25 protein-coding genes, 1 pseudogene and 2 riboswitches are annotated in these 26,161 nt (G+C 43.6%); of the genes and pseudogenes, 16 read left to right on the top strand and 10 right to left on the bottom strand.

Going from position 1 to position 26,161, the window contains the following annotated elements; translation table 11 throughout:
- Positions 1-5 precede the first annotated feature (5 nt).
- The 5 genes from budC to DFP81_RS13480 all read left to right on the top strand — a co-directional run bounded on the left by budC (position 6) and on the right by DFP81_RS13480 (position 4,044).
- Positions 6-776: a meso-2,3-butanediol dehydrogenase gene (budC, locus tag DFP81_RS13500; RefSeq protein WP_245959167.1), complete on the top strand. Its 771-nt coding sequence runs from the start codon at positions 6-8 to the stop codon at positions 774-776.
- 11 nt (positions 777-787) lie between these two features.
- Entirely contained in the window at positions 788-1,450 is a 663-nt protein-coding gene (locus tag DFP81_RS13495) for a nitroreductase family protein (protein ID WP_115898429.1), read from the top strand.
- Between the two features lie 13 nt (positions 1,451-1,463).
- Positions 1,464-2,000, top strand: coding sequence for a peroxiredoxin family protein (locus tag DFP81_RS13490; protein WP_181903095.1), 537 nt, complete (start codon positions 1,464-1,466; stop codon positions 1,998-2,000).
- A 484-nt stretch (positions 2,001-2,484) separates the two neighbouring features.
- Positions 2,485-3,303: a M23 family metallopeptidase gene (locus tag DFP81_RS13485; RefSeq protein WP_220342973.1), complete on the top strand. Its 819-nt coding sequence runs from the start codon at positions 2,485-2,487 to the stop codon at positions 3,301-3,303.
- A gap of 147 nt (positions 3,304-3,450) precedes the next feature.
- Complete coding sequence (locus tag DFP81_RS13480; RefSeq protein ID WP_115898427.1) at positions 3,451-4,044, top strand: class I SAM-dependent DNA methyltransferase; 594 nt, start codon at positions 3,451-3,453, stop codon at positions 4,042-4,044.
- A 241-nt stretch (positions 4,045-4,285) separates the two neighbouring features.
- Here the strand turns inward: DFP81_RS13480 and DFP81_RS13475 are convergent, their stop codons facing one another.
- From DFP81_RS13475 to DFP81_RS13460, 4 genes are read right to left on the bottom strand one after another with little or no spacing between them, the layout of a single operon-like run.
- A complete protein-coding gene (locus tag DFP81_RS13475; protein ID WP_115898426.1) occupies positions 4,286-5,407 on the bottom strand; it encodes a lyase family protein in 1,122 nt (373 codons plus the stop codon).
- A complete protein-coding gene (locus DFP81_RS13470) occupies positions 5,400-6,917 on the bottom strand; it encodes a tripartite tricarboxylate transporter permease (protein ID WP_115898425.1) in 1,518 nt (505 codons plus the stop codon). Before DFP81_RS13470 ends, DFP81_RS13475 begins: the two co-directional genes overlap by 8 nt.
- Positions 6,918-6,920: 3 nt before the next feature.
- Positions 6,921-7,394: a tripartite tricarboxylate transporter TctB family protein gene (locus tag DFP81_RS13465; protein ID WP_115898424.1), complete on the bottom strand. Its 474-nt coding sequence runs from the start codon at positions 7,392-7,394 to the stop codon at positions 6,921-6,923.
- A 13-nt stretch (positions 7,395-7,407) separates the two neighbouring features.
- Positions 7,408-8,370 (bottom strand): Bug family tripartite tricarboxylate transporter substrate binding protein, encoded by a 963-nt coding sequence (locus tag DFP81_RS13460; protein ID WP_115898423.1) that lies wholly within the window; start codon positions 8,368-8,370, stop codon positions 7,408-7,410.
- 310 nt (positions 8,371-8,680) lie between these two features.
- On the opposite strand from DFP81_RS13460, the gene DFP81_RS13455 reads away from it, so the two are divergent.
- Together DFP81_RS13455 and DFP81_RS13450 are read left to right on the top strand one after the other, a co-directional pair.
- Complete coding sequence (locus DFP81_RS13455) at positions 8,681-9,613, top strand: LysR family transcriptional regulator (protein ID WP_115898422.1); 933 nt, start codon at positions 8,681-8,683, stop codon at positions 9,611-9,613.
- A 441-nt stretch (positions 9,614-10,054) separates the two neighbouring features.
- Positions 10,055-10,146: riboswitch (glycine riboswitch) on the top strand.
- Positions 10,147-10,257, top strand: a riboswitch (glycine riboswitch).
- Positions 10,258-10,280: 23 nt separating this feature from the next.
- A complete protein-coding gene (locus DFP81_RS13450; RefSeq protein WP_115898421.1) occupies positions 10,281-10,895 on the top strand; it encodes a trimeric intracellular cation channel family protein in 615 nt (204 codons plus the stop codon).
- Positions 10,896-11,099: 204 nt separating this feature from the next.
- Here the strand turns inward: DFP81_RS13450 and focA are convergent.
- Positions 11,100-12,001, bottom strand: a pseudogene (focA, locus tag DFP81_RS13445) (formate transporter FocA).
- 298 nt (positions 12,002-12,299) lie between these two features.
- Here focA and DFP81_RS13440 point away from each other — a divergent pair.
- Complete coding sequence (locus DFP81_RS13440; RefSeq protein WP_115898420.1) at positions 12,300-12,656, top strand: MerR family transcriptional regulator; 357 nt, start codon at positions 12,300-12,302, stop codon at positions 12,654-12,656.
- Positions 12,657-12,715: 59 nt separating this feature from the next.
- Positions 12,716-13,093, top strand: coding sequence for a carboxymuconolactone decarboxylase family protein (locus tag DFP81_RS13435; protein WP_115898419.1), 378 nt, complete (start codon positions 12,716-12,718; stop codon positions 13,091-13,093).
- 65 nt (positions 13,094-13,158) lie between these two features.
- Here the strand turns inward: DFP81_RS13435 and DFP81_RS13430 are convergent, their stop codons facing one another.
- Both DFP81_RS13430 and DFP81_RS13425 read right to left on the bottom strand, forming a co-directional pair.
- A complete protein-coding gene (locus DFP81_RS13430) occupies positions 13,159-13,677 on the bottom strand; it encodes an aggregation factor core (RefSeq protein WP_115898418.1) in 519 nt (172 codons plus the stop codon).
- Positions 13,678-13,809: 132 nt separating this feature from the next.
- Positions 13,810-13,989 (bottom strand): SEC-C metal-binding domain-containing protein, encoded by a 180-nt coding sequence (locus tag DFP81_RS13425; protein ID WP_115898417.1) that lies wholly within the window; start codon positions 13,987-13,989, stop codon positions 13,810-13,812.
- 109 nt (positions 13,990-14,098) lie between these two features.
- On the opposite strand from DFP81_RS13425, the gene DFP81_RS13420 reads away from it, so the two are divergent.
- From DFP81_RS13420 to DFP81_RS13410, 3 genes are all read left to right on the top strand, one after another.
- Complete coding sequence (locus DFP81_RS13420; protein WP_115898416.1) at positions 14,099-14,653, top strand: NUDIX hydrolase; 555 nt, start codon at positions 14,099-14,101, stop codon at positions 14,651-14,653.
- Between the two features lie 68 nt (positions 14,654-14,721).
- The gene (locus tag DFP81_RS13415) at positions 14,722-15,117 is read left to right on the top strand and encodes a TlpA family protein disulfide reductase (protein WP_115898415.1); all 396 of its coding nucleotides are present in this window, start codon (positions 14,722-14,724) and stop codon (positions 15,115-15,117) included.
- A 239-nt stretch (positions 15,118-15,356) separates the two neighbouring features.
- Positions 15,357-16,595 (top strand): cystathionine gamma-synthase family protein, encoded by a 1,239-nt coding sequence (locus tag DFP81_RS13410; RefSeq protein WP_220342971.1) that lies wholly within the window; start codon positions 15,357-15,359, stop codon positions 16,593-16,595.
- Between the two features lie 229 nt (positions 16,596-16,824).
- Here DFP81_RS13410 and gloA read toward each other — a convergent pair whose 3' ends face one another.
- The 3 genes from gloA to DFP81_RS13390 form a co-directional block, all read right to left on the bottom strand.
- Positions 16,825-17,352, bottom strand: coding sequence for a lactoylglutathione lyase (gene gloA / locus DFP81_RS13405; RefSeq protein WP_115898414.1), 528 nt, complete (start codon positions 17,350-17,352; stop codon positions 16,825-16,827).
- A gap of 317 nt (positions 17,353-17,669) precedes the next feature.
- Entirely contained in the window at positions 17,670-19,580 is a 1,911-nt protein-coding gene (locus DFP81_RS13395) for a TonB-dependent receptor domain-containing protein (protein WP_115898412.1), read from the bottom strand.
- Positions 19,581-19,620: 40 nt separating this feature from the next.
- Entirely contained in the window at positions 19,621-20,595 is a 975-nt protein-coding gene (locus tag DFP81_RS13390; RefSeq protein WP_115898411.1) for an MBL fold metallo-hydrolase, read from the bottom strand.
- Positions 20,596-20,775: 180 nt separating this feature from the next.
- On the opposite strand from DFP81_RS13390, the gene DFP81_RS13385 reads away from it, so the two are divergent.
- The 4 genes from DFP81_RS13385 (at position 20,776) to DFP81_RS13370 (ending at position 26,090) form a co-directional block, all read left to right on the top strand.
- Positions 20,776-21,687, top strand: coding sequence for a LysR family transcriptional regulator (locus tag DFP81_RS13385; protein ID WP_245959175.1), 912 nt, complete (start codon positions 20,776-20,778; stop codon positions 21,685-21,687).
- Between the two features lie 227 nt (positions 21,688-21,914).
- Positions 21,915-24,116 (top strand): YccS family putative transporter, encoded by a 2,202-nt coding sequence (gene yccS / locus DFP81_RS13380; protein ID WP_115898409.1) that lies wholly within the window; start codon positions 21,915-21,917, stop codon positions 24,114-24,116.
- Positions 24,117-24,573: 457 nt separating this feature from the next.
- Positions 24,574-25,581, top strand: a complete 1,008-nt coding sequence (gene yiaK / locus DFP81_RS13375) for a 3-dehydro-L-gulonate 2-dehydrogenase (protein ID WP_115898408.1) — start codon at positions 24,574-24,576, stop codon at positions 25,579-25,581.
- Positions 25,582-25,607: 26 nt separating this feature from the next.
- On the top strand, positions 25,608-26,090 hold the full coding sequence (locus DFP81_RS13370; protein ID WP_115898407.1) for a TRAP transporter small permease: 483 nt from the start codon (positions 25,608-25,610) through the stop codon (positions 26,088-26,090).
- Positions 26,091-26,161 lie beyond the last annotated feature (71 nt).

Genomic DNA, 26,161 nt, shown 5'->3' with positions numbered 1-26,161 from the left:
GAATAGTGTCAATTATTAAAAAATCAGCAATCGTAACCGGTGGCGGCTCAGGTATGGGCGCCGCCACCGCCGAAAAACTCATTCAAAATGGATGGAATGTGACGATCTTTGGTCGCACACAATCCAAGTTGGATGATACTTTAAAAAGCATCAATAAGCCGGACCAAATACTTGCCGTAGCAGGCGATGTCAGCAATCCAGAAGATGTTGAAAAGCTTATCAATGCGCATGTTGAACGCTTTGGTGGACTAGATGGATTGGTCAATAGTGCGGGTATCGCCATTGGCGGCCCAGTTGGTGAAGTCACTCTGGAGGACTTTAAACAAGTAATGTCGATTAATGTCGAGGGCGTGTTCCACACCGTTCACCATGCTACGCCTCACCTGAAAAAATCCGGCGGTTCAATCGTTAATGTGTCTTCTGTGTCTGGTATTGGCGGCGATTGGGGTTTCAGCCCATATAACGCCTCCAAAGGCGCGGTGAGTAACTATACACGCGCATTGGCGTTAGAGCTTGGTGGGCAAGGAGTTCGCGTGAACGCAGTTGCACCAACCTTGACGGATACGGATATGGGATCATTCCTAACCGAAAGCGAGGAAATGATGGCACTGTTTAAGAGCCGTACGCCATTGGGCCGCGCGGCAAAACCAAATGAAGTGGCCTCCGCCATTGCTTTCCTTCTCAGCGAGGAAGCAAGCTTCATCAACGGTGTGAACTTGCCGATTGATGGCGGTGTTTCCGCATCAAATGGCCAGCCTAACTTTTTTGGTGTTTAAGGAGTATTGCCATGGATAAGCACCCAATTATCACCGACCTGGAAACGCGCAAAACCTCTAAGCATTATGATCCGACGAGACGTGTCTCGTCGGAAGATATGGAGGTTTTGTATGAATCGCTGCGCCTTACTGCTTCGTCCATAAACTCCCAACCATGGAAGTTTATTGTGATTGAAAGCGAGGAGGCAAAAGGTCGCTTGGAAAAAACCTTCGCTCGTAAAAACTTTCACAACAAGAAGCATATTACCGATGGATCGCATGTGATTTTATTAGCGCATAACCCGCGATACGCAATTGAAGATTTCGCCAAAGTTGTGGATACGGACATCGCAAATGGGCGTGGAGATAATTCGTCTGAATCAAGGAATAGAGCTCTATCCAAATTCTCTTTTGCGGAATCGAAGATGGATGCTACGAGGAATAATGCCGAGTGGACAAAGGCGCAGGTCTATATCGCACTTGGCAATGCCCTGCATGTTTTGGCACGGTTAGATGTTGATGGAACCCCCATGGAAGGTATTGATCCTGAACTCATCAGCGAAGAGTTTGAGCAGGAGCTGGACGGTTATGTATGCGAAGTCGCACTCGTCGTCGGATACCATCATCCCGAAGGGGGAAATGCTAAGCTGCCGAAATCAAGGCTACCACGCAAAGACGTGCTGAAAATACTTTAAAAGGGTGATAACCATGTACACCAACAAGCTACATCCGGGAGAGACATTCCCTGATATTAAAGCAAAGCTGCTATCCGGTGAAGACACCAATCTTGCAAAAGCAGCAGGCGATACTAATTGGAAAATGGTGGTCGTTTATCGCGGTGTGCACTGCCCTGTGTGCACGAACTATTTAAATGAACTGGACGGCTATGCTGATGACCTATCAAAAATCGGCGTTGAACTTGTCGCTGTTTCAGCCGATAGCAAAGAACAATTAAAGGCACACTCTAAGAAATTACGGGTGAGTTTTCCTATTGCTTACGGGCTAACACAGCAGCAAATGCAAGAGATGGGGCTTTATATTTCCAGCCCCAGATCAGAGAAGGAAACCGATCATAACTTCCCAGAGCCGGGACTTTTCATCATTAATAAAGATGGGGATTTGCAGATTGCCGATATTTCCAATGTCCCGTTTGCAAGACCGAACTTGGACTTACTGCTTTCCGGTTTGAGATGGCTTAAAGACCCGGATAATAATTACCCAATTCGCGGGACATTCCGGGGTTAATTGGGGTCAGAATAAAATTAAATCAAAGGGATACGCTACAGGCAGTAGCATTAAAGTGCCACCCACCCTTAAACTCCAGTCATAGCGGGTCTTCCCGTCCGAAGTATTCCGCTGCGCTCCATAACGGCAGGTGAGCTTAGCAACTGACTGGACAGGCACCTAAAGAGCCCAGTGTACCCAATGCTTCTAGCGCTTTCTTGATCAGTTAAATCAGATCAGAGTTAAATCAAACCAACTCTGGTCTGTTTCTTTCTAAATCCCTCTCAACTTAATCGTTTTTAACGCCCCATTCGCTTTATCTAGATCACTTGATGGAATCCGGCAATGCCATATACGGTTTGTAGGATTTGTACCGCATATCGGCCTGTTACAGCGGATTTAAATAGTCATATAATGTATATAAAATTAACTTCTTGTGTCTTCTGCTAGTGGCTTCAGATGTCATTGAAAAGGTCAAAAAAACCATCAAAATGAAAGGGAAAGCATGCTTAATTATCTAAAGTACGCCTTTACGCTGTGTTGTATCTTTGTGTGTTTACCGCTGAGTGCGAAATTGATCACGATTACTGAAAAACAATATCAAAGCGGTGGTTATCTTATTGTTCAGGCTGCGCCTTATTCAATGGTTAAGTTCCTTGATACTTATTATAGGTCTGATAAAAAAGGCTATCTTTCTATTGGTTTGGGCCGAGATGTCTCAGGAAATAAACGTATTTCCATTACTGCGCCTTCTGGTGAGGTTGAGCGCAGGACACTTCATATTGCGCCACGAAAATATAAGGTACAAAGAGTTAATGGTGTTCCTAATTCTCGTGTGACGCCACCTGCAGAGGTGCAAAGACGCATTCAGGCAGAAGCGAAACAAGTACGAGATGTGCGTGCCAAGGTGAGTGATTATGATAATTGGCGAACCGATGTGTTTCAGTGGCCAGTACAAGGTCAGGTCACTGGTGTGTACGGCAGTGAGCGATTTTATAATGGCAAAGCGGGCAGTCCCCATTGGGGGGTCGATATCGCGGCACCGAAAGGTGAGTCTGTTTATGCGCCAGCAGGTGGCAAAATTGTATTGGCGGAAGAGGATTTATATTACAGCGGCGGCACTATTATTTTAGATCATGGTGCTGGGGTCTTCAGTACGTTTTTGCACTTATCCAGTGTTGATGTAAAAGTAGGGCAGTTGGTACAGAAAGGCGAACATATTGCGGCTGTTGGTTCTACTGGTCGATCTACTGGTCCTCATCTTGATTGGCGGATGAATGTTCGTGATGTACGAGTAGATGCGGCTTTGTGGGTCAAAGAGTAATCTCTAAGGCTTAGAGTGGATTATGAGCACATCGAAATGAATAAAAACGGAGGCAAACACTCCCGCTTTTTTGTGTTTCGCTTCGCTCAGTATTGCACACAACAAGTTCCGTGTTAGCACGGTTTATCAAGGCGCTAAGGCTCTTAAATGGAACCATTTGTACTAGGAACGAAATACGACAAAATTGCTCAGTGGTGGCATGACCAACACGTAGAGTCTTCCTATGGCGTAAATCAGTTTCAACGAGCTGTTAAATTCGCGCGGTGCGGCGGGAAAGCCCTTGATGTAGGTTGTGGTTCTGGTGGTAGATTTATACGCATATTGGAAAGCAATGGTTTCTCTGTTACTGGCCTTGATGTTTCAAAAGAAATGATTAAATTAGCTAGCGTAAAGCACCCAGAACACAACTTTTTTCATGCGGATATATGCTCCTGGGAAACAAAAGAAAAGTTCGACCTCATTGTGGCATGGGATAGCATTTTTCACTTACCCTTGGTTATGCAAAAGCCAGTTGTGACAAAGCTATGTCAGCTTTTAGCAGAAGGTGGCATTCTGATATATACATTTGGCAATGCTGAAGGTGAGCATACTGATCAATGGCACGATGACACTTTCTACTACAGTTCTATTGGTATTAATGAAAACCTACAAGTGCTTATAAATAATGGTTTATCTGTTTTACACCTTGAATTAGATCAATATCCAGAAAATCATGTTTATACAATTGCCACCAAGCCTTAACAAGCGCATTCACGGGGATCAAAATACCGCAGCGCTCCAATTTACTCAGTGTTGCGTGTGGTATACCAAGACAGTTAAGACGAAATTCTTTTAACATAGACTCTACAAGGCTTTTATCCCATGTAAAGTGAGGCCGATTTTCTTGCTGCCATATTCATATAACTCCTATGGACCTAAACTGACAGGCACCGGCTCAGAATGAGGTAACTGTCAGATCAGACCTAAGCTAGTACATCTATGATTATTGTTTTATTTTCATTTTTTTGATGGTTAATTCTTCATTGTATTTATTTAAGTTAGATAAAGCTTTGTTGTTATCAACAGAAAGATTGTCGAACATTTGGTTAGCCCACATTAACGCTCCAGAGGTGTATTGAAAAACTTCAGGTACGATTAACCATTCACTAATCCATACACCACCTGAGCGCTCATGCTCGTGCATATTTGTTTCATGAATTGCTTCCGCCTGCTGTCTTCCTAACCTTGCGATGGCTTCCATAAACTCAGAGCACCTTTGATTTTTCTTATGTGCCATAGAAGAGGACCCTCCTTTTCCAGGTTGAGGAGACTCAAACATTTCACCAATATCCGACGACGAGAGTAGGTTAATATTACGTGCTATTTTACAAAGACTACTGCAAAGTAGGCCAAGCGCTGTGATGATTTCATCAAGGCCATCTCTTGCATTTTGCCAGTGTGGTTCAACACTATTCAGCTTAAGAGTATAAGCTAGAGATTGTTTTAGATGCAGTCTTTTACCTTCGGGAACTGATCGTAAATCACCTACTGGCCCACCGCATTGCACATTAAGACCTCTAGCAGAGGCTTCATTGATGCAAGCGTGACGACGCTTTAGTTCAAATAGCCAAACATTTAATTTTGCACCTAAAGTTATCTCTATCGCATGTTGGCCATTAGTACGACCAATCATACTTATGTTTCCATAGGAAACATTAAATCGTTTGATTTTCTCTAATAGGGTAATAAGTTGCTGGTTAATCAACTCAAGTCCACGGTGCATTTGTAGAACTAAACCAGTATCCATAATATCTTGTGTTGTTGACCCATAATGAACAAATGTCTCTTGATCTGCATCAACCATTTTTCTGATTTGTTTTACAAGACCCACGATTGGGCGACCAGCCAAAGCCATTTCTGATGTTAAGTTTTCTAAGTTGAGGTCTTCAAACTTTAGACTTTGCAACTTATTCGCAACATCTGAAGGAATAATGTTTAGTTCTGCCTGGCAAGTAGCTAGTGCTTGCTCGGCCTCTAACCAGCTTGAAATAGTGCTTCTTTCTGACCAGTTTTCTTGCATTTCCGCTGAAGTAAACTGATCTTTATAAATAGAAAAATTAAGCATTGTTCAATTCCTTATTTTCGGCTTGGTTCCTTTCACGGCGAATACTTCTTATTCGGAGTAGCATTACACTGATACCTAAAAGTATAAAAATAAGTGCAATAGGTCGCTCAATAAATACCATTAATCCACCGTCGGACATGAGTAAAGATTGACGAAGTGACTCTTCAGTTCCTTTAGCCAAAACAAATGAAATAATAAACGCTGCCGTATTAAACTCATACTTTCTCATAAACCAACCCACGACACCGGCACATATCATCACTAAAACATCAAACATAGAACCACGTGCAGAATATGAGGCGATGAAGCTGGTAAGAAATATCATCGGATAAAGTACATTTTGTGGAATGCGTACAATCAGTTTGGCTACCTGTGATGCGCCAAAATAACCAATTAATCCGTAAGCTGCTATTCCAATTAAGCCACAGGCAAATAATTGATAAATTAGTTCTTTGGATGTCAGGAATAATGTTGGCCCGACTTGAATTCCATGGATTAAAAATACTCCCAATAAAATAGCTCCGATTGTTGAGCCGGGAATACCTAGTGTCATCAAAGGTGCCATTGAAGGGCCAGAAACGGCGTTGTTAGCAGATTCTGGTGCCGCAATTCCTTCTAATGCTCCTTTACCCCATTGTTCTGGTTTCTTTGCCCGTCTTTTACCTTCGCCATAGGAAACAAAAGCCGCAATAGCTGAACCTAAACCAGGTAAAATACCTATGCAAGAACCAATAAAGCCGCCTCGAATTGCATGAGGTAAACATGGTTTATACTCTTCCCATGTCAACCCATCGTTATTTTTATCATATGCTTTAGTATTTAAAGCAGCCATACGTTTATTGCGTTTCTCCATTTGATCAAACACTTCCCCCAGCACGAAAACTCCGATCATAAGAGGCACAAGACCAATACCATTTGTCAAATCAAAAACACCAAATGTAAAGCGTTCTTCACCAGATATGGGGTCTAAACCTATCATTGCGATCAAGCCACCAAGCAGAGCACTAATCAAACCTTTAGCAATAGATTTACCAATTACAGAACCAATGACAATAAATGCAGTAAAATAGATTGCGAATGTTTCTGGTGGCCCAAGGCGAAGAGCTACGGAGGCAATTGCTCCAACGCCGACAATAAGCAAAATATCTCCCATAAAGTCACCTATAACAGAGGATATTGTTGCTACCTTCATAGCCTTGCCAGCTTTTCCTTGTTGAGCTAAAGGGTAACCATCGAGTTGAGTTGCTGCTGAAGCGGCTGTGCCTGGTGTATTAAAAAGAATTGCTGCAATCGAACCGCCATAACGCCCAGATTTCCCAATCACATATAAGAATGCTAATGCAAACAGAGGGTCCATATAGTAGGTAATTGGTAATAGCATTGCGATAGCGGCAGCAGCAGTAAGCCCCGGAATTGCACCGACAATCATTCCAACCACCGCAGCCAGAAGTATTGCGACGATTAACATCGGGCTGGTGAGAACAAAACTAAGAGCTGAGAATATTTCCATGCTTTAACTCCTGATTAAATCTAGTGGGTCAAAAACAGTGCCGTATGGAGGAAAAACACCGAGTAATTCAAAAAAAATGGTGTGGAAAACCAATGGGCATAGCACTATTGATACTGCTAAACCGATAGGGCTGCGAACACCAAAAGTATATAAGGCAATAGGGGCGACAAGTGCGGTTGGTAAAAGATACCCAAATGCGGATATGGCGTAGTGATAACTAAAAGCTAACACAGCTAAACCAGACACTTCTATTATAGTGGTCGAGGGGCGAAAGCTAACATTTGATTTAGTGATAGTGCTTTCTGTGAAACCTCCAATAACAATGATCGCACCACCAAGAGATAAACAAACTGCAACAATCATGGGAACTAAGCCTGCCCAGGTTTCCCCCTCCTGTGCGGCAGGGATTTGGTAAGCTCCCCATACTGCACTTAAACCGATTAAGGAAATAACCATTCCTTCTATGAGTTTACGCATAATGCTTCTCTCTTTACTTTTTCAAATTTTCAAGAATTGGCAAGATGTCAGATTTCATTTCCATAAGGACATTTTGAGTATCTTCTGCTGGGAGGTAGGCGGGTGCTGTACCTCGTTTCGATAGCATTTCAACAAAAATAGGCTTTTTAGTGATCGTCTTTAAAGAGCTTTCAAGATAGGTAATAACATCTTTTGGAGTATTTTTTGGAGCCAAAATAATTACAGGCGAAGATATATTAGAGTAGGGGATATTGAGCTCTTTAAATGATGGTACCGAATTGACTTTCTGATCTCGTGTGCTCGCATTCACAGCTAAACCACGGAGCTGTTCTTCGAAGCCTTTTAATTGTTGAATTCCTATAAAACCAAAATCGGTTTGATTACTCATTATGGCAGCTCGTGCAGGGCCGCCACCTTTAAAAGGCACATCTTGGGCTTCAATGCCATTAGCAGCAAGGAAGCCAAGGCCTGCAATGTAATGAAAACCCCCGCGGCCAGAATGAGCCCAACGTAATGTACTAGGACTATCTTTCGCTGCGTTTATGAGATCCTGAGCGGTTTTATATGGACTGTCATTTGAGACAATTAACGATGTTTTTAATTGTCCTATCTGTCCTACAAATTCAAAAGACTTTAGCGCGTCTATCTTAGTATTGCGTGTCAATGTAGAGAGTAAAAACGAGCCGCCAGAAGTGAGCATAATAGTGTAGCCATCGGGTCTTGCTCCTAAAGTTGATTGAGCTCCGTTTAAACCCCCGGCCCCCGGTTTGTTAACAACCACCAAAGGAGCGTTAATTGTACCTTTTGCCGCTGCAGCTAACGCACGAGCATACGCATCTGTACCGCCTCCAGCTTTATATGGAACCACAACATTGATCGAGCGACGTGGATAATCGCTTGCTTTTGCTATGGTGCTGGTGAATATCGTCAGTGAAAGTGCAGAGGAAATGGCAAAGACAAAACTTTTTCTTATCATGAGAATAGCTCCTATGGAGGATTATTTATTTTTATAAATTCAGCATATACTCTTTTTTTTCTTTAAAAAAATGCAAAAATGCTTTACTGACTTGTGTTTTTTGCATCATTCGTAGTGAGCATTAACTACAAAAAGTATTTTTTAGTTAATTGAGAGGCTTGCGAAGGCTGGATATAAAAACTGACCTTTAACAGAGGCGTTATATGCCTTTAGTTAATCTGTAGCTCAAAATTTATTGATATTTGCTTGTTAAAAATGCAACTATTATTCTCTGACTTCCATTCTTTGCATTTTTCTGTAGTACGATTTTATGAATATAAAAGCATTAAGAGCATTTCTTTTAACTCTTTCCGAAGGCTCTTTATCTGGAGCCGCTTTATTGTTGAATCTTAGTCAACCTGCGGTTAGCCGACTTATTAGTTCGCTTGAAGGTGAGCTGAAAATGCAGCTTTTTTATAGGACAGGTCGCAGGTTAAAGCCCACACCAGAAGCTTTGGTGTTCTATAAGGAAGCGGGACGTATTTTAGACAACTTAGATCAAATCCCACGCATAGCGGCAGATATACGATCAGGAAGAAAAGAAAGCTTAAACATAATTGTTATGCCTAGAATTGCGTATGCACTCGTGACTCCTGTTATGAAGCAATTTATGAAAACAGATAGCGATACTAGAATACATGTTGATATCCAGACTAGAAGAGAGGCATATAGATGGCTTTCAGGTAGAGAATATGATTTTGGTATAGGAGCTCTTCCTATAGATGACTCAGATACAAAAACGGAAGTATTATTACGAGCTAGAGCTCAAGTGCTGATGCCGAAAGACCACCCATTAGCGCAGAAGAGTGAAGTATCAGCAGAAGATCTTATTAATGAACGCATCATAGCTTTATCTCCTGGTCTTCTAATGCGTAATCAAGTAGACGACCTTTTCAAATCAGCTGGTTTAATGCCTTCTTATGCTTGTGAAGTAAGTGCTTTAATGTTGGCTTGCCAATTAGTCACGGAAGGAGTGGGTGTTACGATTACAGACTCTCTTACAACCTCTGCAATTAACACTCAAAACGTGACTTTACGTCCGATTGTTCCTGAAAGATGGATGTCATTCGGCTTATTATTTCCTCGAAAATTTGAGCAATCTGAAAGCTCACAGAGGTTTATGGGTTTACTAAAATATCGAGCACAACTATTGGCTTCCAAAGACGATACAGTCATTGCAACTGAGACCGTAATACGTGATTAGATAAGATCATAAATGATGGAGCATACGATTAAGTCGAGTAGCACAACTTGATTTCCTGAAAAGTCCAATAGCAGCTAGTAATGCATATGGTTTATCACTTTTTAGCATTGTCATGCGACTCTCTATGCGATCGGAGGTTGTTGTGTGAATGGAGCAAGCTACGGAGCAACATGTTGAATTTCATGCAATTAAATAACTTCACTGGTACTTCTCCGTCTAGTGTGGGAATAGGTGAATTAATCTATTCTCTTGTCAAATCTACTGGTCCATAGATATTTCACAAGTTAATATATACTCGCAATGTATCGTATCAATTAGGCTGTCAGTGATAGCAGGAGGAAGCCGCTTGATACGATAGCTTCTGTTAGAGGTGTTTTTCCGATTACGTGAGCAATCAGAGCTTTTTTATCTATTTCATTTCCCATAGCAATTGTCTACAATGCGCGCCCCGCAGGAGAGAGTCGGCTTTAGAAGCTGGCCGCCGAAGGCGCAAACTCCCATAAACGCTCAGGCCAACGTACTGCGGATTTAGAATATTGCCATCTGGAGAGAGGTTACATTTCGTTAGTAGCCCGCCGAAGGAGCAAGCCAGCGGTCAGGTCCGTCTGGTTAAACTCTCAGGAACAAAGGACAGGGGGAGAGGCACAGATTTACACAGGAGTTCTGTGTGCTTACGATTGTTTATCTTATTGCCATTACCGCTGAAGCGATGTCTGGTGCTTTAGTGGCGGGTCGCCGCAATATGGATATGTTTGGTGTGGCTTTGATCGCCTTTATTACTGCGTTAGGCGGCGGCACGGTACGTGATATTCTGCTCGGAAATTTCCCCGTTAATTGGACTCAACATCCTTCTTATATCTATCTGACGATTGGCGCAGGTCTTTCGACCATGGTGCTTGCGCGCTTTATGCATCGCTTGCATAAGTTGTTTCTTCTGCTGGATGCTATGGGCTTGATCGCCTTTACTATCATTGGCTGTAATGTTGCTCAGCAATTGGACTATAGCCTGCCTGTGGTCATTATGGCGGGCATTATCACTGGTGTATTCGGCGGTATTTTACGGGATATTCTTTGTGATCAAACCCCGCAAGTACTGCAACATGAGCTGTATGCCAGCGTGTCTTTAATGGTCGCTGTGCTTTATTTAGTGTTGCAGCATTATGGGGTGAATGAAGAGATTACCTTGCTAGCGTCATTCGGCAGTGGTTTGGCGATGCGACTGGCTGCCATTCGTTGGAGCTGGTCTCTGCCAGTGTTTTATTACTCGCCAGAGCGTTGGTAGAGTCTGTAATTTCAAATGCTTACTAAAGCGAGTACTAAAGTGCGACCAGCCATAACAAGGCTACGCTTTCTATTTGAGAGTAGGATAGGCGCTGAAGCATGCTTTTTCGTTAGCTTGTAGTGCTATGGGGAGGGCATTAAAAAATCGTTAAATTGAGTAACTTCCAACATCGGATGATCCGCTCTTGGAAGTTACTTTATTGGACTATCTGCGTTGTGTGTTTAGCGTTTGATCTAACGCTTTTTCATGGGGCTTTTTGCGATCAATACTCCAATAGCCAAGGCCAACTAGAATCCCACCACCAAAAATATTACCCAGTGTAACCGGTATCAGGTTATGAACAATAAAGTTGTAAAAAGTAAGCTGGCTGAAGTCTGATGCTAGGTGGCCATGGGCGATGTAAAACGCTGGGTCACTAACCGCTTTAATCGCTAAGCCAAGAGGCACCATAAACATATTAGCGATGCTGTGCTCAAAGCCACTGCTGACAAACATGGCAACAGGTAAAATGACAAGAAGCGATTTACCAATACTGTCTTTGCTTGTGAAGGTCATCCATGTTGCTAAGCAAACTAGGAAGTTACATAAAATACCTAGGGCAAATGCTTGTGACCAATCATACCCAAGCTTACCTTTAGCAACTATCATGGCGTGCATGCCCCATTCACCGCCATCAAGTTGGTACAGTTTTGCGGCCATTACGAGACCAAGCATAGCCATAGCGCCGACTAAATTACCTAAATAAACCCGCCCCAGCATCTTAGTAATTGAGCCGTATTAAAGCGACCTTGTGCCCAGCCAACAGTACTTAACACAGTACTTGTGAAGAGTTCACCGCCACAAACGATAACCAGGATTAAGCCAAGGCTAAATGCAATGCCACCAACAAGGCGCATCATTCCCCAAGGGGCGCTGTCGGTGCCGGTTGTTACTGAGAGGTAAAAGACGAATGCGATGGAAATGAACATTCCAGCATAAATGGCTAATGCGAAAGACTTGGTAAAGGAGCTACGAACTTTTTCGTAGCCATATTCTGACGCTTTATCTAGTGTTGTTTGTTTTTCGTTTGTTGGTACTGATGGGGTTAAATTATCCGAATTGTTCATAGGTTTTTCATGATATATCACGCCTTCTTTTTTACTTAAGTAAGCGAATATTTCATTTTAAAATCATGGGTTTATATAGAATAGCTATGCCTTGAAAATCAGTAATAATAAGGCTTTTTGTCCTTACTTTATGTCTTTTTCAAGCTGTTGCTCATCGCTTGTTTGTTATTTAACCTAATTGGCTCGCAAGCCAAGACAGGCATCTTTAAAAAACATTAATCACAGTGCTTTCAGCGCTTTTCTATGCTGAATGTCAGCTTGATATAAAATGTCTCTTCCTTAACTCTGGAGCATCCAAATGAATATGAAAGTGTTTTCTGAAAAGGTGGGTTTATCGTCTCATACATTGCGCTATTACGAGAAAATAGGCTTGCTCAATCAGGTTCAAAGGAATGCGAGTGGTCATCGTGTGTATGGGAAGAAAGAGGAGGTTTGGGTTGGTTTTATCAAGCGTCTTAAAGAAACAGGTATGCCGTTAGAAGAAGTCTTGCGCTATGCAACTTTGAGAGAGGCGGGCGGCTCGACGCTATTAGAGCGTCAACATTTGCTTGAGAAACATAGGGAAGGTTTGATGCGTCATATAGAGCAACAGCAAGCGCATTTGAGTGTTTTAGAAGAAAAGATCGATTTATATAAAAGCGGAAAAGTGGCTTGACTTAGAGTGAACTCTAACTTGTATGGTGTGTTTACATTCATCCAATGAGGAGCATACCAATGAGCGATTCACGCTTTGATAAAGGGTTAAAATTACTGAACGAAATTGACGGTGAAGCAGGGCAAAATGTCATCGATAGTCTGCAAGATATTTGTCCTGATTTGGCGAGGTACACGATTGAATTTCCGTTTGGCGATATTTATGCCCGAACTGAGTTGGATTTAAAATCACGAGAAATTGCCACGGTCGCAGCGTTAACCGCGTTAGGCCATTGTGCGCCTCAGCTGAAGGTGCATTTGAACGCCGCACTCAATGTGGGTTGCAGTGAGCAAGCGTTAAAAGAAGTGATTCTTCAGATGGCGGTTTATGCCGGTTTTCCTGCTGCTTTGAATGGCATGTTTGCTTTTAAAGAGGTGCTTGCAGAGCGCTCGGCATAAGCAAGAGCTAGATCACTAGAGCGCATGATGTTTCATGGGTTGATGTCCTATCTAAAACAATTCAATTAACAATGGGTAAAGGCGAGTGTCGTCTTGCCTTGGTTGTCAAAAGTCCCTTTTAATGTGGCGTTATCTTTTGATGTTATTTCAATCGTGGCGTTTTCAATTTCTGAGCCTGAGACACGTATATTGCCCCATTCGCTTTGTTTTAGTGTGTCATCCACATCGATAGTAAAGTGAGTGGCCTCATTGGCTTGTAACTTGGCAATCTTGATGGACAGTTTTGTTGCGCCATCGTTAACCTGACTCCCATTCGTTAGTTGTATATTTCCATCACCGGCTTCAAATGGTTGAAAGACGTCAACACCTGCTCCTGTGGCTGTGGTGTCAAAAATTAATTTGCCTGTACTGTTGGCTAAATCGATATTTGCGGTGATGTTTTCCATCTCGCATTGGCTGGTATTGGTTAACACAAAGCGATCTTTGGGCGCACTTTCAACAAAGCGAACCGCTACGCTGGCGTGGGTTATTGAGCTGGCGAGCAAAAGTACTGGTACTGTGTAAAGGATAGAAATTTGAGACATGGGGCTTACTCCAAGATGGCAATAATTGTTTAACTAGAACGAAGGAAACAGAGAAACAGATCATTTTTTATCTTTGCTGATAGGAGCTGTCGTCAATTGGGAATATTAAAGAGTCACCCAGCCTTAGATTCCTTATGTATTTTTACCACAGCACTTTTTAAGCTTACGGCCATTACTGCAAATACAAGGATCATTACGCCCTGTTTTAGGCGTGTCTGGTACGACTGGCTTGTTTGGTGTTGCACAACATTCGCAGCCAGACTGAGCGGGCTCGTGCACAGTGCTCATTGATTGCTGATGTTTATCTATCATCTTCGTTTTGCCTTTTTCATTAGGCTAAGTTTGATTGGTTACCAGCTAACCATTATTATCCAGCCTTTATTCTGAGTAGCTGCCTTTATTCTGAGTAGCTGCCGTTTTTATGCGTTTGTTAAAGTCCACTGTTCACCCTGACATCGAGTCTCTCGATTCGCCTTCATTCACTCGTCTTGCTGCACGAGGCATTATTTTGAAAGGCGATAAAATCTTAATGCTCTATACCCAGCGTTACGATGACTACACCTTACCTGGTGGCGGTATTGATCCTGGTGAAAACCAGATGCAGGGCTTAGTTCGTGAACTCACTGAAGAAACAGGCGCGCAAAATATTCATAATGTAGAGGCGTTTGGTTTGTATGAAGAATATCGCCCTTGGCACCGAGATGGCTTTGAGATCATGCATATGAAGTCCTATTGCTACACCTGTGATATTGATGAGCACTTGGGTGAAACACGCTTTGAAGACTATGAAGTCAAAAATGGCATGAAGCCTATGTGGATCAATGTTCACGATGCCATTAGGCATAATCTAGAGGTGATGGAAAACAGCACTAAAAAAGGCTTGTCGATTGAGCGTGAGACTTTTTTGTTGTCCCTCATTAGGGATGAGCTACTCGCTGAGTCGAGCCGCAGCGAGAAACAACCCTTGAGTGCCTAGGGTTCACGATTTCAAAACGGGCGCCATCGTATAAGTCGTCATTATGAAATAGCTTAAAGGAAAGCGAAATGGAAGTGGGTCTAATGGAAAGCGCAAGCTATCAGGTCAATACAGTTGATCCTGCGGATGTTTATCAGCGTATGGCGTTAGGGGAGACTTTTGTTGTCAATGTCGTTACCGCCTGGTGCCCTGATTGTACAGAAAGGCAAAAACCACACTTAGCGGCCTTTGTAAAAGAAATGGCCTCTCATGAAGTGGCGGTTCTGCAAGTGAGGGTGCAGTTAGAGAAAGGCTGTTTCATTAGTCCAGAAGACGAAAAGTTAACGCTGCAATTTGGCGGTCCGGGCTACCCGAGAACTGTGCTGGTCAAAGCGGGGCGCGTTGTTGATCAAGACAATGTTGAGGTGATTACCCCAGAGGGGCTAGCCACCTTGGCAGCAAAATTTATAGCGCAATTAACCTAACACGGAATTTATGTTCTGGTTCAGCGTTGGGGGCGGTTACTTTATAAGATATCTTCATAAGCGGCCCACATAAGACGTATTTAATCGTCTATGAGGTGCTCTGATTACGCTTTGTGGCTTATCGGCTCACAACACCTGCTGCGCTGCTCTTCCTAGCATAGTGTTTGGATGCGTATTATGATTGCAGCCATTCTAGAAACACTCATCCTACGTCCAAGATTTAATGTGGTGATACATCAATGATAAAGTTAAAAGGTTTTACCAGTAATATTGTCCATCATGACCGTCAACAGGATTATAACGACAATCCAATCCATACTCCGATCTACAACTCTGTTCCTTACGGTTATAAAAAAACGCAAGATTTGATGGATGTCTTTCAAGGTAAAGCAACGGGTCAAAGCTATGCAAGACAATCGACGCCAACCACGGACAGCTTACAATCCATGATTACCCAAGCGGAGTCTGGTCTGGACAGCTTGGTTTTTGCGACGGGCATGGGGGCGATTAGCGCTACTTTCTTGAGCATGCTAAAGCAAGGTGATCACCTGATTGCTAGCCGCTATTTGTTTGGTAACTCTTATAGTCTTATTACCACACTTGAGAATTTTGGCGTCGAAATTACATTAGTTGATGCGACCGATATTCAGCAAGTTAAGGCGGCTAAGCAAGATAACACCCTGATGGTTTTCGTAGAAACCATTGCCAACCCAGGCACACAAATTGTCGATTTAGAGGCCATTGGTGATTGGTGTGAGGAACAGAAATTGGTGTATTTTGTCGACAATACCATGACCTCACCTTATCTATTTCAACCGGTTCGCGTTAAAGCCAGCTTGGTAATCAATAGCTTGTCTAAATATTTTAGCGGCCATGGCACAGTACTAGGCGGCGCAGTGACGGAAACAGGGCAATACGATTGGACGAATTACCCTAATATTTTCGAAGCCTATCGAAAAGGCGACCCAAGCAAATGGGCGATGAAGCAGATTAAGAAAAAGTCGTTGCGCGACATGGGTGGATCACTCAGCTCTGACGCCGCCTACCAAATTGCGGTTGGCGCAGAAACGATGGCTTTGCGTATGGATCGCTCTTGTGCAAATGCCCTTGCCCTTGCCCAAATGCTCGATAACCATGACAAGGTGGAAGCTGTGTATTACCCAGGGCTAGCTGCGCATCCACAACATGATAAAGCGTCTAAATTATTTAAGCATTACGGTTCTATTCTGAGTTTCGACTTAAAAGAAGGTTACGATTGCGCCGAGTTATTAGACGCTATTGAGATCATAGTGAATGCCACCCATTTGGGTGATAACCGTACTTTGGCGTTACCAATGGCGAGTACCATTTTTTATGAAATGGGCCCAGAAAACAGAGCCAAAGCGGGCATTAGCGAGCAAATGATACGCTGCTCTATTGGTATTGAAGACACAGAAGATTTGCTAGAAGGCTTTAAGCAAGGCTTAGCGTCATTGTAACGCGCTGAAGACAAATAGGGGCGAGTTCGCTTTGTTTCTATTTGTCTTGTGGTTTAAGCGGCGGTTTGCTGGTGACATGAGTGTTTGCGTCCAGTTAAGAACGCAGAAATAGTGTTAAACCGAATGGTGCGACCGCACACTGTCAGTCCAATGGCAATCTAAAACAAGCTTAGCGACAAAACTCAAAACCACCTTATGCTAGATCGAGAAGGTGGTTTTGAGCGGTTTGTTATTGGGAAAGAATAATCTCTGTAATGCCTTCTGCGGACAGAACTTCGATCCAGTAACCGTCTGGGTCTTTGATAAAGGCAAGGCCTTTCATAGAGCCATCGTCTGGCTTTTTAACGAACTCCACATCGTATTTAGCAAAGCGTTCACAGGCGGCATATACGTCAGGTACGCTAATGCCTATGTGGCCAAAGCCTCGCGGGTCTTCATTGCCATTGTGGTAGCCTGGGAAGTTTTCGTCGTTTTCGCTGCCCCAGTTGTGGGTTAGTTCTATTAAGGCTGGGCGTTTAAATACCCATTCTGTTTTCGTTTTGTCGTCGCCTTCTGGTATTTCTTGTTCGTAACCTAGGAAGTAAAGGCTGAACTTCATCGTAGGAAAGTCGTATTTCCCTAGCAGTGTCATACCCAAGACATTTTGATAGAAATCCACGGACACTTTAGGATCTTTAATGCGCAACATGGTTTGCTGCAGCACATAACCTTCAGTGGCTTGAGAAACTTCTTCAGCTGTTTCGTGGTACTTAGACATCGAATAATCCTTAATACAAATGATAAAACGTTATAGTGCTTATTGTCTCAGTGAAGAGGTAAGCGTTATGTTGCTATTCTCTATGATTCAACACAGAGTGGAAAGTAAGATATAAAAGAGTTGTCTTGATTCAGGCTAAGGGCGCTTTCAGAAAGCAAAAGCAGTTGCTGTGGCTCGCCTTTTAAATGTCTAAGGGGATCTAGTCTGATAGCTAGAATTAAAGCCTCAGCTAATCCAATAGGGTGGGGCTTAAGGGAAGGCAATGGCAGCGCATTAAAAGAAATGATTTGCATGCGCAGCCATTGCGAAAGATGAAGTTAGAATTGATACTCTAAAGAAGCCCAGTAGGCTCGACTGGAGTCTACAAAACCGAATTCATCGTATGAAAACTCTTGATCTAGCAGGTTGTTGATACCGGCCTGAAGCGTAAAGGCATCGCTTAGTTGATATTGAGTGCCGATGTGCAGCAGGTCATAAGAAGGCGCTTGTATTTCTGTGTTAGATGAAAGTCCTGTTTCCATGGACTCTTCCCCTCTGTATTCATAATCTAGCCAGATTTTGGCCTGGGGCGATAATGCCCATTTCACACTACTCGCGAACAGGTGCTTTGGCATTTGTGTCAGCGGTTGACCTTTATTATCACCGGAAAGTTGTTCTGATTTTGTGTAGGTATAACGCACACTCATGCTCAGGGAAGGGTGCCACTTCCATTCCGTACTAATTTCTACCCCTTGGGTTTTTGCTTCATCGATATTGACATAGTAACGGTCACTGCTGATGGAACAAATAGACGTAGGGCAACTGGTGCGGACAATTTTGTCATCAAACTGGTTATCAAAAATCGTGATGCTCGCTAAGGTTGTTGCTCGGCTATAGATAAGCCCAACTTCCTGACTTAATGAGGTTTCTGGCTGCAATTCTGAGTTGCCGTAGAGGTTACCGCCGCGACTGTATTGCACCCAGTTTTCTGTCATTTGACGAAGTTCTGGTGTTTGGTAGCCAGTGGCTGCACCGGCTTTGATTGTCCAGTACTGGTTTAGAAACCAATTAGCATATAAGCGGGGGCTGAGTTGTGAGCCAAAGTTTTCATTTTTGTCGGTACGTAGGCCTCCAGTTAAGGCAAAGCTGTCTCCAATTAGCCATTCATCTTCAGCGTATAGCGAGTATTGATCATTACTGATGATGCTGTCTTCCATGACATTGCTGTCATCTTTAAGCTTCGCTTCTGAGAAGTTTGTTCCTAGGGTAAGGGTATGGTCTGCAAAAGGAATAACCCATCGTGAGTCGAGCACTGTATTGGTAATACGAATTTCTCGGCCTTCATTGTAGGTACTTTCATGTTGTAGATAGCTGTTGTCGGTGAGTGCTCCCCAGTGGCCTGTGTGTGCGATAGAAAGGGTTTCTTTTTCGTTATTTGTCTCGCCATCACTTGCGCTTTCGGATAATGACTTTCCTGCTGTCGTGATCCTATTTTGACGACTTTTGATCAGCTCTATGTCGAAAGTGTGTGCTTTATTAGGTGTGAAGCGTAGTTGCCCATTGTAGTTATGAATCTCTTTTTCAGGCGCACCTCGTAATACGTTATCTTCGTCGTTGAGTAGGTAGCGTGCGCCAAGGCGAAAACTTAATTTGTCATCGATCAATGGGCCGCTTAAAAATAAACTACCTTGTTGGCTTGTGCCGAAATCATTGCTATCCGATGAGGTGACGTCATAGCCTAGGTTACCATGCAATGTATCACTTGCTTGACGGGTAATGATATTGATAACACCGCCCATGGCATTGGCGCCATATAATGTCGACATAGGGCCACGGATTACTTCGATTCGCTCAATGGAAGATAAGGGCGGAAGCCATTCTTGGTCCATACCACCAGCGCCGCTAGGCTGGGACTCACGAGAAGACTGTGGCCTGCCATCGACGAGAAGAAGCGTATACTTTGTTGGCATGCCGCGAATCGAAATGTCTTTCCCAGACGCTCCCCCCGTCGCAAAAACACCAGGAACATGACTGAGTACTTCAGTGATGTCACGATACGCGCCTTGTTGAATAGTTTCTCTATCGATCACGGTAATGCTCGCTGGGGCTTCGGCCACGGTTTGCTGATAACCTGCGGCTGAAACTACCATCTCATTCAGCTTGATCGAGTCTTCTGCCAATGCATTTGAAGCAATGAGATAAAGCTGAGCGCCTGTGATAGACGAAATAAAAGTATGCTTAGATGACATGTAGTGAACCTTTAGACAGTTTTTATAATAATGGTTGAGGTTATTGAGACGCTTGCAGCTTTTTTAATTGTGCTTGGCTGCAGTCTCTTAATAAGGCAAATGCTTGCAATGCATCTGGATCGACAAAAGGGTGTGTTTGCTGGTGGTTTCTGTTATTTAGCTGCTTCATTCTCGCGAGACTATTGTCACGAGTTGGGTGGTTGGATAAAAACACATCAACCTGATTTTCTTGGGCAAGCAGTCTGAACTGTTCGGCTGAAGAGGAGTACATGGCTAAGCGCTCAGCATTAGGGCCGAAATTCAAACCTGTTCCGCCCCACAATGCCGCCATGTGTGGCTTACCTTGGTCTTGGACAGGAAAAATCAATGAGAGGGTGCCAAGTGTGTGGCCGGGGGTAACGGCCAACTGTATTCGAGTGTCGCCAAGGGTAATAGTGTCCCCGTTGTCAACGGATAGGTCTCTTGTTGGTGCTTTGCCCCACCTTGGGTTGCTGATTTCTTGTTTCGGTTTTTCTAGCTCTCGCCAATCTGCCTCACTCATTACCAGACGAGGTGAAAAGCGTTCTGTGAGATATTCTTGCCCACCATAGTGGTCGCCGTGAGCATGAGTAATGATCAGGTAGCGTAACTCATTTGGGTCTAAGCCAAGGCTCTCCATACCAGCAATGATGATCTTTTTCGCTTGTTGGTTCGTATTCATTGCGTCAATCATAATTAACCCTTCTGAAGTACGAATAACCCAGCTTGCCACTTGGCGGTTGCCGACAAAATAGAGGTTATCAAAGACTTGTTGTGGCGCTACGGTGGCGGCTTTTGCACGCTTCTCTCTGGCTTGATCCGTCATTTTTCGAGTGTTTTTCTTATGTGAATGAGCACCCGCTTGTTTTAGTGGTTTGTCAAGGGCACATAGATTGGTTAAACCTGGGTAGTTTTTTCCTGCAACCAGCCCTTGTTGAGCAAGTTGTTCCGCTGTCTGTAAGTCCGTAGCTTGAACAGGGATAGACACAGTGCTCATGAATGCACTTATCAGGAGTGTGGTTGTCAAATTAAGTGAAGCAAATGGGGTTGTCACAGGGCATCTTTTTTTGATAGTGATTATTGTTTGCATTCTCACATAAGTTATAATCGAGCGCCCGGAACAATTTGTTCGGTTTTGTGCAATCCAAAATGTGTAAGGAAGTAGCTTGTGTACGATATGAATGATTTACATAGTTTTGTGACTTTGCTTAAAACCAATAGTCTGACGCAAAGTGCGAAATTATTAGGGGTGTCTAAATCCACATTGAGTCGGCGTATCACCCATTTGGAGGAGACAGTCGGGCAACCTTTACTGCTCCGACAAGCCAGTAAAATGACCGCAAATGACGCCGGTAAAGCCTTTCTTCCTTTTGCCTGGGAGATCTTGGATGCCGCTAGGCGGGCGCAAAAAACAGTAGATACAATGCAAGAGTCTGTTATCGGAGAGCTAAATATTGCGGTCTATTCCGGCTTGATTCGGTCCTGGTTTCCAAAGGAAATTGTGCGTTTTACTCAGCAATACCCAGATGTGCGAATTTCTCTTAATACTTTCAATAAGTTCGAAGATGTTAGTGCTGAAACCGATGCCTGCATTTGGCTGGGAACACCTCAACCCTCAAAGTTTAAAGAAGAAATGATTGGCTATTTGACGTGTGGTTTATATGCATCGAAAAAGTTTATGGAGAAAAACGCCAATCTAAATGAAATAGAGGATCTAAATAGTGTGCCTTGGGTCAATATGCATCATTTTTATTTGCCAGAAGGCGATTTAGAGTTAATGCATTCTGAGGATGGATCAAAATGCATTAACATCCCTCGTTCTCGTATCTGGAGTGATCAAATAGCCATGCAACTAGAAGAAATTGCGCGCGGCTATGGAGTAGGCGTGTTACCAGATTACATGGTGGCGATGCGTGAAAAACATCATGCTGGTGACCTTGTGCGGGTTTTTCCACAATGGAAGCTACCCATGCTGCCAATGTATTTACTCTACCCCTATGGTAGTTTACCTAAGCGCTTGTCGGCTTTTCTTCATCATTTTAGAAACCAAACCCGAGAGATTTTGGGAGATCCGAAAAGGGAAAAATAAGCCGAGTAACGTTGCACTATATAAGCCCTAGAAGCGTCGCTTGGAAAAACGCTTGTGTTACTAAAAAACTATGAGAAATTGTTAAAAAAGTACTTTTGAATCATGTTATTAGGAAGTAATTTGCAGATGCTCTTTGTTGCCTTGTAGTTGTAATAAGCCCCGTTTACACTTGCTTCTTACCCCATGCTTTTTTATTGCTGTCGTCGGCTAGGAGACGCAATTCAACTATGTTGCCCTTTAAACATTCTCTGCAAGCTCTGCGCAAATTAAGCGTGACCAGTAACAGTCAGCTGTCCTATGGTATCCGAGTGTTCATCGCTTTATGTGGTGCGATGGCATTGAGTTGGTTTGTGGGCCATATCGACATGGTCATTCCACTCTTTTTGGGGGTGATTGCCAGTGCCTTAGCGGAAACTGAAGATGGTTGGCAAGGGCGTGTAAGAACGCTTTCTATCACCTTGATATTGTTCATTATTACAGCCTTTGGTGTGCGCTTACTCATGCCCTATCCCTGGCTGTTTGGCGCCTCTATTGCGGTGGTGGCTTTTTCTTTATCAATGGGCGGTGCGTTAGGTCGTCGCTATGGCTTAATCTCACAAGCAACCTTGATTCTAGCGGTTTATACCATGATAGGGTTAAATCAAGCGGCGGACGAATTGCCTGTTTGGTATGAGCCTGTGTTATTAACATTAGGGGCGTTGTGGTACGGCATTTTGTCGGTGATCTGGGCGGCTTTGTTTGCCCATGTGACGCTGCGTCAGGCATTGACTTCACTGTATATCGAAGTGGGCTTGTATCTAAAATTGAAGTCTAAGTTTTTTCCTTTGCCGTCGCGTGGCGCAGTAGATTCATTACGCTTAGAGTTAGCACGACAACATGGGCAAGTGGTTGTTGCGTTAAATCGGGTGCGAGAAATATTAGTTAGCCGAATTGATAGTGACCCTAAAAACCCTAGGTTAGGGCGCTACATTCGTTTTTATTTTATTGCCCAAGGCATCCACGAGCGCGCGAGCTCTTCTCACTATAATTATTCTGATTTGGCGGAAACTTTCTTTCACAGCGATATCTTATTTCGTTTACAACGCCAGTTATCAGAAGCAGGAACCAGCTGCCGCAAAATAGGCGAAGCAATACGGGGCGGGCAGGCGATTGATTTACGTGACAGCGAAGAAGCCGTGGCAGGTGTGCAACGCTCAATGGCGTATTTAGAGCGTGAAGCCGAGCCAACGCAATGGCGTTTGTTTCGGCCCTTACGCCAGTTAACCGACAACGTGATTGCATTGCAACAAGAGTTGGATAAAGCGCGTCAGTTAGAAGATGTTTCCTTATCCGATGCCTCAAAGCAAATTCCCCAGCCACGCGTGACTTTGCGCTCTATATTGAGCCAAATTGCGGATCAATTAACGCCCAAGTCTCAGGTTTTTCGTCATGCGGTGCGTATGTCTATCGCACTAACCTGTGGTTACGCCATTATACAAACGATGGATTTGATGGTGGGTTATTGGGTGATGTTGACCACGCTATTCGTTTGTTTGCCAACCTTCGGCTCAACGCGGAAACGTCTCTATGAACGTATTGCCGGCACCATAGTTGGCTTGGTTGCCGCTTGGTCTTTGATTACCTTATTTCCAGTCGAAATCATTCAATTATTGATTGCTGTCGTTGCTGGGGTAGTGTTTTTCTTAACTCGTACCAATCGCTATATGTTGGCGACGGCGGCCATCACACTGATGGTGGTGTGTTGCTTTAACCAAGTCTCAGACGGCTACAATGTTATTTGGCCGCGTCTTGTGGATACCCTCATTGGTAGTGTGATCTCTTGGTTAGCGGTGTTTTTCATCTTGCCAGATTGGTTCTACCGACAATTGCCAATAACCTTTGCTGAAGGTTTGCGTCGTAGTGCGGATTATTTACGAGAGCTGATGCGCTTTTATCAAGAGGATGATGTGAGTGAGCAGGTTTATCGTCATAGCCGCCGCCGAGCTTATAATGCCGATGCGTTATTAACATCGACATTAGTGAATATGCAGCAAGAGCCAGGGCATTTTCGCCGTGATACCGAGCTTTGGCAGCGCCTGGTAATACGTAGCCATACTTTATTTAATTACATCGCTGCATTCAGTGCTCACCGCGGCACGTTAATCGATCAGTCCAGCAATCAGTTATTAGCGGATGCGGGAGATTATATCGTGGAAAGTTTGCATGAAGTGGCTGAGTGTCTTGAGCAACGTGAGCTGGTGAATGATAGCAGCGCCGAAATTGAACGTTTGAGGAAGACGCTTGAGCAGAACCCAATCGATGAAGATGAACGTCATTACTTTGTGCAGTCGCAATTGCATTCCTTGCTAGGGCAGTTAGAAGAAATTCGGCGTTTGACACTTGAGCTACAAATTCAGGTGCATGGCAATAGCATTAAAACGGTTTCCTAAACTTGTCAGTTGAGGAGGAAGCCACGAACAGGTTCACTTTCCTCAGGATATCGATAACGCTTTGCTGTACGTAGTGAGCCTTTTTTAGCTGACTATTTAGAATGAAAACCAGCCTCGGCTGGTTTTTTTATACCTAAAGTAAATGACGGTGAGCGTTTTTATAAAGCCTAGTTATTAGTATTTTCCTGTCTATTTCGTCAAACGTTTTTAGCCTGAAAAAGTGTTCGCGTATTTTTAAATGTTTTTCTTTTTAAATATCTTTCTAACTTATTGCCCACATTAATATTTTTATTAAAACCCCAAGATCTCCAAAAAGGCGTACTGTTTTTTTATAGAGATTTAAGGGGAATTTTTTCTAAATTTTTCTCAATTGAGCTTCACATTATCGAGATTGGCTGCCATTATATGGAATAACAACAATAACAAATTCCGTAATACGGAAAACATGAGGTTTACTATGCCAATCATATCTGTAGCGCAGCTGACTGATACCTATAAAACTATCCTGCTTTCTCGAGGCATGGAGCAAGACAATGCAACGCGTCTTGCTGAAGGTTTTGTCGAAATGGCCAACGAAGGGATTTACTCTCACGGCATTAATCGTTTTCCGGTGTTTATTTCGCAAGTGGATAAAGGTCAAATCAAACTCAATGAAACACCAGAATGCGTGAATAGTATGGGCGCATTAGAACAGTGGGATTGTCACTTTGGCCCAGGTGTTTTAAATGGCTTAATTTGTTCCGATCGCGCAATGGAGCTTGCTCGCCAATATGGTATTGGTATGGTGGGCATGCGTAATTCTAACCACTGGATGCGCGGTGGCTCTTATGTACTGCGCATGGCGCGTGAAGGGTTTGCAGGCATTGCCGCAACCAATTCTACTGCCGTTATGCCAGCCTGGGGCGGTAAAGATCACCGCTTAGGCACCAATCCTCTTATCATGGCAATCGCTGGTGATCCTCCGGTTCTGGTTGATTGCTCCATGTCTCAATTTTCTTATGGTCAGCTACAAAACTACGTTTTAGCCGATAAAGAACTACCTGTTGTAGGCGGTTATGATAACAACGGCGAACTGACTAAAGACCCTCACGTGCTTTGGGAAAACAAGCGCATTTTGCCAATGGGCTTTTGGAAAGGTTCTTCGATGTCCTTGGTATTGGACATGATGCTAACCGCGATTACAGGCGGCCATTCGGTACCAGCCTTAACCGAAAATATGGGCGGCGAGTTCGGTGTTTCTCAATTCTTGATTGCGATTGACCTAAGTAAAACCATTGAAGCCTCTCAATTCTCTTCAGAAATGAAGCGTATTCGCGATTATGTGTTGGCGTCTGAGCCTGCAGAAACGGGTACGGTCCAAGTCGCTGGTAGCAGCATTGAAAAATTCCTAGACAAGCACGAACGTGCCGGCGGTATTGAAATTCATGATTCGATTTGGCAACAGATAGAGTCACTATTGAATTGATATAACTGTTCTTAGAGGCTGTCATCATGAAAAAAACAATAAAGTGGATGTGGCAAGGCATAGACGTATTTATCACCGTTGTACTCGCAGCGATGATTGTATTGGTATTTACCAATGTTGTTTTACGTTACGGTTTTTCTTCCGGCATTCGTTCATCTGTTGAGCTTTCCAGACTGTGTTTGGTGTGGATTGTTTTGCTGGGGGCTGCGGTGGTGTTACGCCGTGGTGAGCACCTTGCGATTGCGGAATTTTCAGAACGCTTTTTCCCTACTGCAGTACCGATTATTAATCGTTTAATTTGGGTCGTTATCTTAGTTTCCTCTGGCATGCTGTTTGTGGGTGCGATGAATCAAACGATAGCAAACTGGAACAATATATCACCGCTGACAGGTTTGCCAACGGCCTTATTTGCGCTGGCAGGAGTGGTGTCCGGTTTGTTAATTGTGATGATTTCTTTGGTTCGAATATTCAACCCCAACTGGCTTATGGATATGGAGGACGAAGAATGACATTAACGATTTTCTTGGTCGTGTTAATGGGCTCTATTTTATTGGGTCTACCGGTTTCGTTTGCGTTACTG

The organism is Marinomonas pollencensis, assembly GCF_003387375.1.
Lineage (GTDB): Bacteria > Pseudomonadota > Gammaproteobacteria > Pseudomonadales > Marinomonadaceae > Marinomonas > Marinomonas pollencensis.
Note: the sequence above shows the minus strand (reverse complement) of the source record. Positions and strands in the feature narration are given on the sequence as shown.